Annotated in this window: 16 protein-coding genes; 13 read left to right on the forward strand and 3 right to left on the reverse strand. The window is 65.4% G+C overall.

Features of this window, described 5'->3' with window-relative positions; genetic code table 11:
• Positions 1 to 36: 36 nt before the first annotated feature.
• From zapE to JJ918_RS01460, 3 genes are all read left to right on the forward strand, one after another.
• On the forward strand, positions 37 to 1,173 hold the full coding sequence (gene zapE / locus JJ918_RS01450) for a cell division protein ZapE (RefSeq protein WP_291882343.1): 1,137 nt from the start codon (positions 37 to 39) through the stop codon (positions 1,171 to 1,173).
• A gap of 227 nt (positions 1,174 to 1,400) precedes the next feature.
• Entirely contained in the window at positions 1,401 to 2,753 is a 1,353-nt protein-coding gene (locus JJ918_RS01455; protein WP_291882345.1) for a Fic family protein, read from the forward strand.
• A 17-nt stretch (positions 2,754 to 2,770) separates the two neighbouring features.
• On the forward strand, positions 2,771 to 3,448 hold the full coding sequence (locus JJ918_RS01460; RefSeq protein ID WP_291882347.1) for an O-methyltransferase: 678 nt from the start codon (positions 2,771 to 2,773) through the stop codon (positions 3,446 to 3,448).
• 76 nt (positions 3,449 to 3,524) lie between these two features.
• Here the strand turns inward: JJ918_RS01460 and JJ918_RS01465 are convergent, their stop codons facing one another.
• Positions 3,525 to 3,986, reverse strand: coding sequence for a DUF6265 family protein (locus JJ918_RS01465; protein ID WP_291882349.1), 462 nt, complete (start codon positions 3,984 to 3,986; stop codon positions 3,525 to 3,527).
• A gap of 78 nt (positions 3,987 to 4,064) precedes the next feature.
• Between JJ918_RS01465 and JJ918_RS01470 the strand changes: the two genes are divergently transcribed.
• The 4 genes from JJ918_RS01470 (at position 4,065) to mdh (ending at position 6,670) form a co-directional block, all read left to right on the forward strand.
• Positions 4,065 to 4,865, forward strand: a complete 801-nt coding sequence (locus JJ918_RS01470) for a helix-turn-helix domain-containing protein (RefSeq protein ID WP_291882351.1) — start codon at positions 4,065 to 4,067, stop codon at positions 4,863 to 4,865.
• Positions 4,866 to 4,940: 75 nt separating this feature from the next.
• Entirely contained in the window at positions 4,941 to 5,390 is a 450-nt protein-coding gene (locus tag JJ918_RS01475; protein ID WP_291882353.1) for a hypothetical protein, read from the forward strand.
• Positions 5,387 to 5,596 carry a helix-turn-helix transcriptional regulator gene (locus JJ918_RS01480; protein WP_291882355.1) on the forward strand — a complete coding sequence of 70 codons (210 nt, stop codon included), beginning with the start codon at positions 5,387 to 5,389 and terminating at the stop codon, positions 5,594 to 5,596. The genes JJ918_RS01475 and JJ918_RS01480 overlap by 4 nt, the downstream gene beginning before the upstream one ends.
• A gap of 111 nt (positions 5,597 to 5,707) precedes the next feature.
• The gene (gene mdh, locus JJ918_RS01485; protein WP_291882357.1) at positions 5,708 to 6,670 is read left to right on the forward strand and encodes a malate dehydrogenase; all 963 of its coding nucleotides are present in this window, start codon (positions 5,708 to 5,710) and stop codon (positions 6,668 to 6,670) included.
• 80 nt (positions 6,671 to 6,750) lie between these two features.
• Here the strand turns inward: mdh and JJ918_RS01490 are convergent, their stop codons facing one another.
• Positions 6,751 to 7,266 carry a TspO/MBR family protein gene (locus JJ918_RS01490; protein WP_291882359.1) on the reverse strand — a complete coding sequence of 172 codons (516 nt, stop codon included), beginning with the start codon at positions 7,264 to 7,266 and terminating at the stop codon, positions 6,751 to 6,753.
• A 199-nt stretch (positions 7,267 to 7,465) separates the two neighbouring features.
• On the opposite strand from JJ918_RS01490, the gene JJ918_RS01495 reads away from it, so the two are divergent.
• Both JJ918_RS01495 and JJ918_RS01500 read left to right on the forward strand, forming a co-directional pair.
• The gene (locus JJ918_RS01495; protein ID WP_291882361.1) at positions 7,466 to 8,005 is read left to right on the forward strand and encodes a GNAT family N-acetyltransferase; all 540 of its coding nucleotides are present in this window, start codon (positions 7,466 to 7,468) and stop codon (positions 8,003 to 8,005) included.
• A gap of 19 nt (positions 8,006 to 8,024) precedes the next feature.
• A complete protein-coding gene (locus JJ918_RS01500) occupies positions 8,025 to 8,864 on the forward strand; it encodes a universal stress protein (protein WP_291882362.1) in 840 nt (279 codons plus the stop codon).
• Between the two features lie 6 nt (positions 8,865 to 8,870).
• Here the strand turns inward: JJ918_RS01500 and JJ918_RS01505 are convergent, their stop codons facing one another.
• The gene (locus JJ918_RS01505; RefSeq protein ID WP_291882364.1) at positions 8,871 to 9,620 is read right to left on the reverse strand and encodes a LytTR family DNA-binding domain-containing protein; all 750 of its coding nucleotides are present in this window, start codon (positions 9,618 to 9,620) and stop codon (positions 8,871 to 8,873) included.
• Positions 9,621 to 9,769: 149 nt separating this feature from the next.
• Between JJ918_RS01505 and JJ918_RS01510 the strand changes: the two genes are divergently transcribed.
• Genes JJ918_RS01510 through JJ918_RS01525 form a run of 4 tightly spaced genes read left to right on the forward strand, consistent with a single transcriptional unit; the run spans position 9,770 to position 13,052 of the window.
• Positions 9,770 to 10,192, forward strand: a complete 423-nt coding sequence (locus JJ918_RS01510; RefSeq protein ID WP_291882366.1) for a DUF2141 domain-containing protein — start codon at positions 9,770 to 9,772, stop codon at positions 10,190 to 10,192.
• Between the two features lie 10 nt (positions 10,193 to 10,202).
• Positions 10,203 to 11,717, forward strand: coding sequence for a carotenoid oxygenase family protein (locus JJ918_RS01515; protein ID WP_291882368.1), 1,515 nt, complete (start codon positions 10,203 to 10,205; stop codon positions 11,715 to 11,717).
• 9 nt (positions 11,718 to 11,726) lie between these two features.
• Complete coding sequence (locus JJ918_RS01520; RefSeq protein ID WP_291882369.1) at positions 11,727 to 12,131, forward strand: DUF2306 domain-containing protein; 405 nt, start codon at positions 11,727 to 11,729, stop codon at positions 12,129 to 12,131.
• 57 nt (positions 12,132 to 12,188) lie between these two features.
• The gene (locus JJ918_RS01525) at positions 12,189 to 13,052 is read left to right on the forward strand and encodes a hypothetical protein (protein WP_291882371.1); all 864 of its coding nucleotides are present in this window, start codon (positions 12,189 to 12,191) and stop codon (positions 13,050 to 13,052) included.
• Positions 13,053 to 13,068 lie beyond the last annotated feature (16 nt).

The raw sequence follows: 13,068 nt of genomic DNA on the forward strand, positions 1-13,068 counted from the left end.
TGACCTTCGCGGTCGCAGCACCCAAGCCTTGGCACCATGACAACGCCGCTCGATCTCTGGCGCCAGCGCGTGGACGCGGGCAGCCTGAACCCCGATCCCGACCAGGAACGGGCAGCGGCGGCGCTGAGCGCGCTCTCGGGCCGGCTCGAGGGTTGGAAGCCGGGGGCGAAGTCTCTGTTCGGCAAGACGAAACCGGCGCCCAGGGGGCTCTATCTCTGGGGCGGGGTCGGGCGCGGCAAGTCCATGCTGATGGACCTTTTCATCGAGACCGCGCCGGTGGCGTCCCGGCGCCGGGCCCACTTCCACGAATTCATGCAGGGCGCGCATGCCCGTATCAATCGCTGGCGCAGCCTGTCGAAGGCTGACCGGCGCCGCCAGCCGGAATATGTGAAGGGCGCGGGCGAGGACCCGATCCCGCCGGTGGCGCGCAGCCTGGCAAGCGAGGCCCGTCTTCTCGCCTTTGACGAGTTCCATGTCACCGATATTGCCGATGCCATGATCCTGGGCCGGCTGTTCGAACACCTGTTCGCTGAGGGCGTGGTGATTGTGGCGACCTCGAACCGGCATCCCGACGATCTCTATCGCGACGGCATCAATCGCCAGCTTTTCCTGCCCTTCATCGACCTGTTGAAGGACAGGCTCGACGTGATGGAGCTGGATGGCGGTGTCGACCACCGCCTGCGCCAGCTCGAGGCCGCGCCGGTCTATTACTGCCCGCTCGGCGCCGATGCCGATCACGCCATGGATATGGCCTGGGAGCGGCTGACCTCCGGGGCGACACCGCAACGCTGTACGCTGGACGTGCAGGGACGCGAACTGGTCGTCGAGCGCGAAGTGGCCGGCGTTGCGCGCTTCACCTTCCCGGAATTGTGTGCCCGGCCGCTGGGGGCGGGCGACTATCTCGCCATTGCCGGGCGGTTTCACACCGTCCTGCTCGACCGCGTGCCGAAACTCTCGCCGGACAAGCGCAATGAGGCCAAGCGCTTCGTGACGCTGATCGACGCGCTCTACGAGGCGCGGACCAAGCTGGTGATGAGTGCCGATGCCGAGCCGGACGATCTCTACCCGTCCGGCGACGGGGCGTTCGAGTTCGAACGCACGGCCTCGCGCCTGATGGAAATGCGCACGCATGAATACCTGGCGGCCGAGCGGGCCGGGGAGATAGCGGAATAAAGCGCGTGTTCCCGCTTTGCTTTTTTGATTCGAACGACAATTTTCTTGGTGCCAAGACGGATCTTATAAACATGTAACACATTGATAATATTGTTAAATATGAAAGTTGTGAGTGTTATATTTATAGTCTATAAGAATTATACTCGATGCAGCCCTATAGAAGCTTAACTTCATGATTTTGAAGCGAAACATATTGGCGCCTCGATAGACATTTATGGTGCATAAAAATGAAGCCGCTCCCTACACCTCCCGATGCCCGGGAAATCCTCAGCGCCATGATAAGCAAGAACCCGGAAGCGGCGATGTCGGTCATAACGGCTCGCCCGGAAGACCATAAGGGCCGCTATCTGCACTGGGAAAAGCTGAAGCGGCTTTCGCCACCGGATGGGCTGACGCCGGAGCAATACTGGGCGGTCACTAAATTCAGCCGGGAGAAAGCGCGACGGGAAGTGCCCCTCAGCCAGAAGGCCGGAAACGCCTTCTGGTTCACAGAGCCGCGCATTCTCGCTTCGGCGCTGCGTGATCTGGATATGACGAGTGGAGGATCGATCCTCACGCGTGGCCATGACCTTAACGCGGAGGATCAGAGGCGCTATCTCGCGCGCTCCCTTGTCGAGGAACCTTTCTCAAGTTCGGTTCTCGAGGGGGCCGCGACGACACGTCAGGCCGCACGCGAGATGATTGAATCCGGCAAAACGCCACGCACCCGTGACGAGCGCATGGTCCTCAACAACTACAACGCCTTGCGGTTCGTCAAATCGCTCAGTGACACGCCTCTGACGCCGGAGCTTATCCTGGAAGTCCATCATATCGTGACGGTCGGCACGCTCGACAATCCCGAAAAGTGCGGCGTCCTTCGCGATGATGGTGATGACATCACGGTACAGGACGAAATCACCGGTGACGTCCTGCACATCCCGCCAGACGCCGCCAGTCTGCCGGCGCGTCTGGAAGCGTTTTGTGCTTTCGCCAATGCGGATCACAGGGACGGCGAGTTCATCCATCCGATCCTCAAAGCGATCATCCTGCACTTCATGATCGGATACGATCACCCCTTTGTCGATGGCAACGGACGGACCGCCCGGGCCCTGTTCTACTGGTATGTTCTGAAGGCCGACTACTGGCTGCTCGAATATGTCTCGATCTCGAAAACCATCATGGAAGCTCCCGTTCAGTACGGGCGCGCCTATCTCGAAACCGAAAGCGATGATGGCGACCTGACCTATTTCCTGATCGACCAGGTCAACGTGCTCAAGCGGGCCGTCGCACAGCTCTTCGAGTATGCAGAGCGTCGCAAAACCCTTCTGGACCAGTTTGCGGGTGCGCTGAGGGATGAGAGCCTGAACCATCGTCAGACCTTTCTTCTGAACGACGCCGCACGCGGCAGGGTGAGGCAGATCACGATCGCGGAACACCAACGGCAGCACGGGGTTTCATACCTTACGGCGCGAGCCGATCTGGAAGACCTGGTGGAGCGGCGCCTGTTCAGGAAGAAAAAACAGGGACGGACCAGCCTCTATATTTCGGCGTCGGATCTCGTCCGGCGGCTCGGTGGGGAAGAGGCGCCCCAGCAATCGTGAGTTAAAAGGAGACGCCCATGTCCGGCTCGATCGGTCTCGACGAAACGCTGGCGGCCTATGTCCAGGCTGCCAATCCGCCCGAACACGCCGCGCTGGCCCGCTGCCGCCGGGAGACCGATGCGATGGGGGATATCTCGCGCATGCAGATCTCGCCCGAGCAGGGCGCCTTCATGCAGATGTGCGCGCGGCTGACGGATGCGAGGATTGCGGTCGAGGTCGGTGTGTTCACCGGCTATTCGGCGCTGGCGACCGCGCTCGTGATGAAAGAACGGCACGGGTCTGCGGCGCGCCTTTATGGCTGTGATAACTCCGAGGCATACACGGCGCCCGCGCGCCGCTATTTCGAGGAGGCCGGCGTGGACGATGTCATCGACCTGCGTATCGGCGAGGCCCGCGACACGCTCAAGGCCCTGAAGGGCGAGATCGGCAGCCGCGCCGACCTGATGTTCATCGACGCCGACAAGACCGGCTACGACGCCTATTACGAGGCCGGTCTCGACCTTCTGCGACCCGGCGGGCTGATCCTGTTCGACAACATGCTCTGGAATGGCGACGTCGCCGACCCGGACCGCGTCGCTGCCGATGCGGACACGGCCGCGCTGAAGGCGCTGGCGGACAAGGTGCGCGACGATGCCCGTGTGCACAGCGCCTTCACGGCCGTGGGCGACGGTATCCTGATGGCGACGAAGCAGTAGCGTTTTCAGCGAAAGCGGGTACCGGTTTCGCGGTTCGAAAATGCGATCATAAAAAGACCGGCACATTCAGAATCTTCTAGTCGGTGACCGCATCCCAGCCGAACTGCATCACCTGCGTGTCCGTCATGTCCGAGATGGTCGCCGTCAGCCGGTCGCCGTCCCGCGAATAGGTGATGCGCTGGGGGAAGTCGTGATCGGGATTCTCGAACTGCGCCCGGCCGTCCTCCCAGGAGACGAGGGCAAAACAGGTAGCCGGCGCACCGCCCGGCTGGGCGCAATAGACGGTCGCCGCCTCGCTGCCGGCCGGCGGGGTGTAGATGCGCATGTGCTCGAAGGCGACGGCGCGGCCGTCGGACACGGTGCGATTGGCACCGAGCATCAGGCCTCCCGCCGCATCGGTCCAGAATTCCTCGCTGACAGGGCCGTCTTCCGTGCTGCGCCAGTGGCCGGACAGCCAGCCGAGATCGGGCGTTTCGGCCAGGGCGGCCGAGGGTGAGAGCATAAAAGCAAGAGCGAGGACTTGCAGGCGTAAAGACATGAGGGTTCTCCGGGTTGGTCCGGCATGATTGACACCGGATTTCGCGGCCGTCTTGAATGATCCGGACAGGGGGCGTGCATGACAGAACCGGCCTATCGATTTCTCGCGCCGCCGGCCGCCCTGGCCGAGGTCTTCGCCGGCATCTGGTCGTTGCAGACGCTTGGGTCGGGTGAGGCGGAAACGATTGCGCCGGACGGGTGCTGCGAGATCATCCTGCACCGCACGACCCCGCCGCTCGAACGGACCGGCTCCGGCTGGGCACGCCAGCCGCCGGCCTTTCTCTACGGCCCCATGAGCCGGGCTCTGGTGCTGCGCCAGAAGGGCGAGATGGATGTGACGGGCCTGCGCCTGCATCCCTGGGCGGCGGGGGCACTGGGGCCGGCTCCCGGTCAATGGCGAAACCGGGCGGTCCCGCTCGCCGATATTCTCGGTGCTGCGTCACAGACCTTGCTGGATGCGGCCCGGTCGTGCGCGACGCTGGAGGCGTTCAGCGATGCGGCGGCCGCGATCCTGGAGCCCTCTCTGACTGTCCCGCCCCTGCAGGCGGATGTCCGTGATCATATCGAGGCGCTGGCCGGCGGCGAGGCGCGGGCGATTGACGATCTGGCAGCGCGGGCCGGCACCTCGCCGCGGACGATCCGGCGCCGGTTCCAGCGGGCGTGCGGCCTGACGGCCGGTGAAGTCATCCGCATCCAGCGTTTCGGCCGGGCGCGGGCCGCGATCAAGGCCGGTGCGGCCCTGTCGGATGCAGCGGCCGATGCAGGCTATGCCGACCAGGCGCACATGACGCGCGACTTCCGCCGTCTGGCGGGTGCCACGCCACGGCCCGTGCGCGACCCGGCCGTCTTCGACGTGTTCTACGCGGCCTCCCGGAAGTAGCGCGAAAAGTAACCTTGACGTTCCATCGCGTCACCTGTAGGTAACTTGTAACTTAGAGGTGACACGGAGAGGTCGATGACTGAAATTTCCAAACTGGTCCGGATGCGCAACCGTTGTCTGGGACTGGCCGCCGTCTCCTTCCTGGTCTGGCAGCTGATGCAGGGGCTGGAAGATATCCTGCCGCCGTCGACCGCGACGTTCGGCGTGGTGCTGATCGCCGGACTGGTCGGGATTGGCGGATTCATTGCGGCGATGGGGGTCTTCCTGGTCTATGCCGGCAAGGTGACCGAGACGCGGACCCAGGCCGTGATCGAGGACGAACTGTTCGCCCACAACCAGGCGCGGGCGGTGCGCTTTGGGTATATCGCGCTGATGGTTCTGGTCGCCGGCGGTTATGGTGCGTCGAGCTTTGTCGACATTCCGTCCGGCCACATGATCCGCGTTCTGATGGTGACTGGCGTGTGCGTGCCCATTTTCGCCTTCCTGTGGCTGGACCGGGCCTCCGGCGAGGAGGAGGGCGAATGACGGCGGACGGGCTGGAGAACCGGCTGCGCGAACTGCGGGCAAGGCACGGTCTCACTCAGGCCCAGCTGGCGGAAAAGGTCGGCGTGACGCGCAAGACCATCAACACGGTGGAGAACCGGGTCTTCGTGCCCTCGACTATTCTGGCGCTGAAACTGGCCGCCGCGCTGGAGGTGCCGGTCGAGGAGATTTTCTCGCTGGAACGGTGAGGCGAGCGGGCTCGCGGGGCAAGTGTGACGTTTTCGCCGCCTTGCCCAAGCCGCCGTGCAGCGCTAGACCGCTGGCCAGCACTGGAACATCCCGAAAGAGGAGCTCTCCCCATGGCCCGAAACAAGATTGCGCTGATCGGATCCGGCATGATCGGCGGCACGCTCGCCCATATCGCCGCGCGTGAGGAACTGGGCGATGTCGTCCTGTTTGACATTGCCGAAGGCGTTGCCAAGGGCAAGGCGCTGGACATTGCCGAGGCGAGCCCGGTTTTCGGCAAGGACAGCAAGCTGGCCGGTTCCGACGACTATGCCGCCATTGAAGGCGCCGATGTCTGCATCGTCACCGCCGGTGTGCCGCGCAAGCCGGGCATGAGCCGCGACGACCTCCTGGGCATCAATCTGAAAGTCATGAAGGCCGTCGGCGAAGGCATTGCCAAATACGCGCCGAACGCTTTCGTGATCTGCATCACCAACCCGCTCGACGCGATGGTCTGGGCGCTGCGTGAATTCTCCGGCCTGCCGCACAACAAGGTCGTCGGCATGGCCGGCGTGCTGGACTCGGCCCGCTTCCGCCACTTCCTGGCTGACGAGTTCGCCGTGTCCGTCGAAGACGTCACCGCCTTCGTGATGGGCGGCCATGGCGACACGATGGTGCCGCTGCTGCGCTATTCCACGATCGCCGGCATCCCGGTTCCGGACATGATCGAGATGGGCTGGTCGACCCAGGAGAAGATGGACGCCATCGTCGACCGCACCCGCAAGGGCGGCGGCGAAATCGTCGCGCTGCTGGGCACGGGCTCGGCCTTCTACGCACCGGCGGAAAGCGCCATCGACATGGCGGTCTCCTACCTGCGCGACAAGAAGCGCATCCTGCCCTGCGCAGCGCATCTGACCGGCCAGTTCGGCCAGAACGACCTCTATGTCGGCGTGCCGGTCGTGATCGGTGCCGGCGGTGTCGAGAAGATCGTCGAGATATCGCTCAATGAAGACGAGCAGGCGATGTTCGACAATTCGGTCGACGCCGTGAAGGGCCTCGTCGAGGCCTGCAAGGGCCTGGAGCCGTCGCTGGGCTGATCGCGTCCGCGACAGATTGATATGACAGAGCCGCCGGTCGTTTGGCCGGCGGCTTTTTCATGCCCGGAATACGCCCGGGATCAGAGCATGCCCGCAGTCAGCGGTCCGCCGGTATTCAGACGCATCAGCTCGAAGCCGAGAATGACGAAGAAGCTCTGCCAGGCGAAAGGCACCCACATCAGCACACCGGCGGGCCGGGAGCTGCGTCCGGCGACCCAGACGGCAAACACCGTGAACACCCACATGGCCAGCGCGGCGACAAAGCCGAGCGCGACGTCACGCGTCGAGAAGAACAGCCAGATCTGGGCCGGCAGTCCGATCAGGAAGAGCGCGATGAAACCGCTCGCCAGCCAGTGGATCATCCCGGCGCCGGCGCGCTGGTTGATCCACAGCGCGATGACCACAAAAGCGGGAATGAAGAGGCCGATCAGGTTGAGAAGCGTATAGCCGGGGGTCCAGTTCGGGGCGTTGAGTCCGGTCAGCCAGGCGAAGGCGCCGGTCGCATGGATCCAGCCCGACAATCCGCCGGCCAGGCTGGAGACGGCGATCAGGTAGACCAGCAATGTCACAATGCCTGGACTGCGCTTTCCGTCCATAGCCCCAAACTCGAACAACTACTCGCCGGACATAACCTGCAAACGGCACGCCAGTTGCCTGGACATTCCGGCCCCGTTCGCGCGGCATCCTAGCCCCGCCCCGTGACATTGTGGCGCTCTGGGCGGTCATAAAGAATGCGTGTATTCATCTGACGGATTTCCGGTTGACCGGATCGCGCCAAACCCGTCGACTCCGCCCATGACCCAGACCGTTCTTGAAACCGACCGTCTCATCCTGAGACAGCCCGATCTGTCGGACTTCGAACCCCTGTGCGAGCTGATGGGGGACGAGACTGTAACCCGTTTCATCGGCGGTGTGCAGGACCCGGCACAGGTCTGGCGATCCCTGTGCGGCATTGTCGGGCACTGGGAGTTGCGCGGCTACGGCTTCTTCAGCGTGATCGAGAAAGGGACCGGGACCTGGCTCGGCCGGGTCGGACCCTGGCATCCGCACGGCTGGCCGCAGCCGGAGATCGGCTGGTCGCTGAACCGGCACAGCTGGGGACGGGGCTATGCATCCGAGGCCGGCGCCGCCTGCATGGACTATGTGTTCGACCGCCTGGGCTGGCGCGATGTGGTGCATCTGATCGACAGCGACAACACACCCAGCCAGCGCGTGGCCGAGCGCCTGGGCTCGCGCAATCTGGGACGGCGGGTCGAAGTCGCCGGCTTCCCCGGCATGGAAGTCGATCTCTGGGGCCAGGACGCGGCCGACTGGCGGGCGCGTCCGCAATCATGATCTGACGCAGGAGCGTGGCATGGAAATCAAGCGCATTCTCACCGTGATCGAGGGCAGCGAGCAGGATGAACCGCTGCTGCGCCAGGCCCTGGCACTGGCCATCCGCCATGATGCGCGGCTGGACGCTCTGTTCGTCCGGCGCAATGCGGCGTCCGGCGGCGATTTTCTCGGCGATACCTTCTCCACCTACGGCATGGAGACCGTGCTGGAAGCGCTGGACGATGCGGCGGCGGAGGCCAGCGTGCGGGCGCACGAGGCCTTTGAGCGGGTTGCCGACGATGCTCCGGCCAACCGGCTGGGGCGTCTTGCCGAGTTTGTCGGCCTGCCCGAAGCGGCGCTGGCGCAGGAAGGCCGGCTGAGCGACCTGGTAGTCATGGCCCTGCCGGACGGCGACAGCGCCCGCCATCAATTGAGCGCCATCAAGATTGCCGCCTGCGAGAGCGGCCGGCCGCTGCTGCTCCTGCCGGCCGGACGGGCGCCGGAGGCGGCGCTGGACAAGGCGATGATCGCCTGGGACGGTTCGCTGGAAGCTTCGCGCGCCGTGGCGGGGTCGCTGCCTCTGCTCGAGATGGCCTCATCGGTGAAGGCAGTTCATGCCGGCACCGATCATGAGGACGCGGCCCAGCTGTCGCGTCTGGCGAATTATCTCGACCGGCACGGTGTCACCGCCTCGACCGAAACGCTGGCTCTGGACCATCGCTCGACCGCGCGCACGCTGATCGAGGCGGCCAGCGCTGCGGACATCGACTTCCTGGTGATGGGCGGTTTCGGCGCGCCGGGCTGGCAGTATGCGCTGGGGCGCGACGACACGACGGCGCTGCTGAAGGGCACCGACTTCGCCATTCTCATGGTGCACTGAGCGGGATCAGTACCAGCCCGCTTCGCGCAATCTGGGAGCATAGGTGCGGCTGACAGGCACCTCGACGCCATTGGCCAGTGTCAGCGTCGCCCGGCCGTCGCCGCGGCTGACCCGTTCCACCGCGTTGCGGGCCACCCACCAGGAGCGGTGCGTACGGGCGCCGTCCAGCGTCTCGACGGCGGCAATGGCATCGCCCAGCCGCATCAGGATCAGACCGTCGCCTGCCTCGGTGTGCACGCGCAGATAATGGTCCTCGGCCTGCAGGGCCAGAAGGCGTGACCGGCGCAGATGTGGCGGCAGTTTATCCAGGAGCGCCGGGCCGGGTGCGGCTGTGCCGGTATCCGTGCCTTCGCCCTGGCCCTCTCTGGCCCGCTCCAGATAAACCGAGACCAGGGTGACGGCGACCGACACCACCCAGACCATGAAATAGACCATGGGAAGCTGGATGATCCGGAAGGCCGGCCCCATCACCGCTTGCAGGATAATGACGGCGGTGCTGACCGGGATGGCGACGAGTGTCGCCAGGACGAGGCTTAAAAGAAGCGGTGTCAGATCCGGATAGAGCCGCGCCAGCCAGGCGGTGAAGACCTGCCCGCTGATCCAGCCGATCGCCATCAGACCGGTCCAGTAAAGCCAGACCCCCGGGACGCCGAGATTGTGGCTGTCATAGGGGCCTAGGATCGACATCAGCGTGCCGACGGCGAGGATGGCGCCGACGGTCGGCAGGGTCTTGCGGATCTGTTCAGTCGAAATCATGCCGGTCATTCACGAAGCGCGAATGAACACCTAGCGCAATTCGCGCAGCCCGGCAGCCCGTTTGCGCAATCCGTGTTTCGCGGCGTCCGGCGGCGCGCCATCCCTGTTCGTGACACCGGCACAGGAGCCGGACCAACAGGGAGACACGCATGATCACGATTTCCACGCTCGTACTGGCCGCAGCGACGGCGCTCACGGCCGCCCAGGACGGCGAGGCCGAACTGACGGTTTCCGTGACCGGTATCCAGCAGGCCGGCGGACAGCTGGTCGTCGGGCTCTTCGCCTCCTCCGAGGACTGGGAGGCCGGCCGTTCGGCTGCGGGCCAGTTTGTGCCGGTCGACGGCGACAGCGTCAGTTTCACCTTCGATGAACTGCCGGCCGGCACCTATGGCATCAAGCTCTATCACGATGTCGACGGCGACGGTGAGATGGATACCAATCTGATGGGCATCCCGACCGAACCCTTCGCCTTCTCCAACAATGCCCGCGGCCGCTTCGGCCCGGCCAGCTGGGATGATGCCGTCTTCACGATCGAGCCGGGCAGCAACGCCCACGCTCTGGATCTGCGCTAGGGAGGCCGACATGCAGACAAGCCGCAGGGAAATGCTGTCCATGCTGGCCGCCGCGGGCGGCGCCGCGGGCCTGTCGGGACCGGCCTTCGGCCTCCTGTCGACCGATCCGGTCCTGGCCGCCTTCGAGGCGGCCGCGGCCAATGATCCGTGGACGCTGGGCATGGCCGACGCTCCGGCCGAAGGCCGTGATGCCGTGGCCGAGCGCCTGCACGGCCGTCTGCCCTCCGGCCTGTCCGGCGTTCTGCACCGCAACGGTCCGGCACGCTTCACCCGTAATGACTGGCGCTATCGCCACTGGTTCGACGGTGACGGCATGGTCCATGCCTGGCGGCTGACGCCGGGCGAGCCCGTCACCCACCAGGCCCGCTTCGTGGAAACGCGCAAATGGTTGGCGGAAGAGGATGCCGGCCGCTTCCTGATGCCGACTTTCGGATCGGTGCCGCCGGACAGCCAGGGCATGCGCGGTCCGGACTACATGAATGCGGCAAACACGTCGGTGATGATGATCGACGGGGCGCTGATGGCGCTGTGGGAAGGCGGTTCGGCCTGGGAGCTCGATCCGGACACGCTGGAATCCCGTGGTGCGAAGATCTGGGGCGAAGGCCTGGCCGGCCTTCCTTTCTCGGCCCATCCGAAGGTCGATCCGGACGGGACGATCTGGAATTTCGGCCAGGCGCCGATGCAGGACGCGCTGGTGCTCTGGCATATCGGCGCCGACGGGCAATTGCGCCGCGCCGACATGGTCGGCGATGTGCCGGGCGGCATGATCCACGACTTCGCCGTCACCGACCGTTCGCTGGTCTTCCTGGTCGGCAATCTGATGTGGGACCGCGCGCGCCTGCCCTATCTGGACAGTTTCGCCTGGGATGACAGCCGGGCGATGCGCGTCGTCGCCATCGACAAGGCCGACTGGTCGCAGCGCCGTGTGTGGGATCTGCCGCCGGGCTTCCTGTTCCATATCGGCGGTGCCTGGGAAGAGGCCGATGGCACGATCCGTGTCGATGCGGCCCTGTCCGACAATGCCCGCTTTGCCACCGAGGGCGCCCGCGACGCCATGCGCGGCCATGTTCGCCCGGAGACGGACAGCACCAGCCGTATGCGGCTGATCACGCTGCGGCCCGGCGGCCGGTTCGAACAGGCCGAATTCGCCGACAGTTATGCCGAGTTCCCGCAGATCGATCCACGCTTTACCGGTCTTGAGCGCCGTTTCACCTGGCATGTCGGCTGGTCGGACAACCAGCTGCGCGGCGCCTCGCAACTGGTGCGCCGCGACCTGGCGTCCGGCGAGACCCGCCGTTTCGACTTCGGCGATGACATCGTCGTCGAGGAACCGCTCTTCATTCCGGCGAGCGACCGTGCACAGGAAGGCGCGGGCTGGCTGGTCCATACCGCGCTGAACAAGCGGGCCCGGGCGAGCGAGCTGCACGTCTTCGACGCCCGGCGCGTCGATGACGGGCCGGTGGGCAGCTGGCGTCTGCCCTATGCCAATCCGTACGGCTTCCACGGCTGCTGGCGTTCGCTCTAGGAGGCGGTGATGGATCTCGGCGCCTTTGCCGCCGCACCGGCGGTGATCCAGCTGCACGCGATCTGCGCCACCGGGGCGCTCGTGCTCGGGGCGGTGCAGCTGGCCGGGGCCAAGGGCACGCTGCCGCACCGGACGCTGGGCGTGGTCTGGGCGGGACTGATGGCGGTTACTGCGGTGTCAGCCCTCTTCATCCACGAGATCAATGAGGGCGGGTTCTCGCCCATCCACCTCTTCATCCCGCTCACCCTGTTCGGGCTGGTCGGGCTGGCGCGTTCGATCCAGACGCGCCGGTGGCGCCGGCACCGGACTATCGTGATAAGTCTCTATTTCGGCGCGCTGATCATTCCCGGCCTGTTCACCTTCGTGCCCGGCCGGCTGATGCACGACATGTTTCTGGCCGGTCCGGCCGGGTGAGCGATTGACGGGGCGCGGCTGGCTTGCCACCTTCGCGTGCAGCCAGCGGAGCCTCCCATGAAACGCGTCCTGTCCTGTCTTGCCGTGCTCGTCCTGAGCGCCGTGTCCACCCCCGCCTTCGCCCAGCGCACCGTCATGGTCGAGGTGTGCAACGAGACCGGGTTCCGTGTCGCAACGGCCGCGGCCTACCGGACCGGGCCCACGCAGGACCGGACGCTGCAGACCTGGTTCCTGGTCGATCCCGGCGAATGCCTGGATGGCGGGCTGAACGGGGTGATGGGCGACAGCATCGATCTGCATGTGATGTCGGGCGAGTGGTTCTGGCCACGCGGCGAGGGCGATGCGGTGTGGTGCGTGCCCGCCTCGTCGTCGACATCGCTCGCAACCGCAGAGCCCTGTACTTCCGGGCGTGTGCCGCGCGCTTTCCGGTCGACGCCGATCGAGATTACCGGTCAGCGTGGTCCCGGCGGCCGCAATGTCGGGCGCGTACATTGGCGCATTGCGTGTGACGGACTGGCCGCGGAGGACGCAACCCTGTGTCCGGGCGCGCCGGTCGACGACCAGGGTCTGGCCCGGCCGGTCCGGACGCTGGAAGTGTGCAACCTTATTTCCCGCGATATCGAGATCGCCGTGCTGGATGCCATGCCGGACGGGAATTTCGCACTGGACGGCCTGCATACCGTGCCGGCGGAGGAATGCGCGGATGTCTATCGCGGCTTCCCGCAAACCGACACGCTGATGGTGGCCGAGATCGGTGTCTATCACGGCCGCCAGGAGGGGCAGTTCTGCCTGCCGCTTCCCGATGACGGGGTCGAGCGCATGACCTCGGACCAGTGCGCCGACGGCGAGGCGCCGGTCGGTTTCAGCGTGCACGGTTTCGGAGAACGAACGGCGCGCTATACCGCCTATATCGGCCGCTGAGCGGGCCGGTATTCGC

The sequence above is a fragment of the Maricaulis sp. genome (assembly GCF_017642925.1).
Taxonomy (GTDB): domain Bacteria; phylum Pseudomonadota; class Alphaproteobacteria; order Caulobacterales; family Maricaulaceae; genus Maricaulis.

Bases quoted from the DNA above. Each gene is read 5' to 3' on its own strand.
- JJ918_RS01455 (WP_291882345.1), top strand. From the start codon at position 1,401: ATGAAGCCGCTCCCTACACCTCCCGATGCCCGGGAAATCCTCAGCGCC.
- JJ918_RS01465 (WP_291882349.1), bottom strand. From the start codon at position 3,986: ATGTCTTTACGCCTGCAAGTCCTCGCTCTTGCTTTTATGCTCTCACCC.
- JJ918_RS01480 (WP_291882355.1), top strand. From the start codon at position 5,387: ATGACGGCGGACGGGCTGGAGAACCGGCTGCGCGAACTGCGGGCAAGG.
- zapE (WP_291882343.1), top strand. From the start codon at position 37: ATGACAACGCCGCTCGATCTCTGGCGCCAGCGCGTGGACGCGGGCAGC.
- JJ918_RS01505 (WP_291882364.1), bottom strand. From the start codon at position 9,620: ATGATTTCGACTGAACAGATCCGCAAGACCCTGCCGACCGTCGGCGCC.
- JJ918_RS01460 (WP_291882347.1), top strand. From the start codon at position 2,771: ATGTCCGGCTCGATCGGTCTCGACGAAACGCTGGCGGCCTATGTCCAG.
- JJ918_RS01490 (WP_291882359.1), bottom strand. From the start codon at position 7,266: ATGGACGGAAAGCGCAGTCCAGGCATTGTGACATTGCTGGTCTACCTG.
- JJ918_RS01475 (WP_291882353.1), top strand. From the start codon at position 4,941: ATGACTGAAATTTCCAAACTGGTCCGGATGCGCAACCGTTGTCTGGGA.
- JJ918_RS01510 (WP_291882366.1), top strand. From the start codon at position 9,770: ATGATCACGATTTCCACGCTCGTACTGGCCGCAGCGACGGCGCTCACG.
- mdh (WP_291882357.1), top strand. From the start codon at position 5,708: ATGGCCCGAAACAAGATTGCGCTGATCGGATCCGGCATGATCGGCGGC.
- JJ918_RS01520 (WP_291882369.1), top strand. From the start codon at position 11,727: ATGGATCTCGGCGCCTTTGCCGCCGCACCGGCGGTGATCCAGCTGCAC.
- JJ918_RS01525 (WP_291882371.1), top strand. From the start codon at position 12,189: ATGAAACGCGTCCTGTCCTGTCTTGCCGTGCTCGTCCTGAGCGCCGTG.
- JJ918_RS01470 (WP_291882351.1), top strand. From the start codon at position 4,065: ATGACAGAACCGGCCTATCGATTTCTCGCGCCGCCGGCCGCCCTGGCC.
- JJ918_RS01495 (WP_291882361.1), top strand. From the start codon at position 7,466: ATGACCCAGACCGTTCTTGAAACCGACCGTCTCATCCTGAGACAGCCC.
- JJ918_RS01515 (WP_291882368.1), top strand. From the start codon at position 10,203: ATGCAGACAAGCCGCAGGGAAATGCTGTCCATGCTGGCCGCCGCGGGC.
- JJ918_RS01500 (WP_291882362.1), top strand. From the start codon at position 8,025: ATGGAAATCAAGCGCATTCTCACCGTGATCGAGGGCAGCGAGCAGGAT.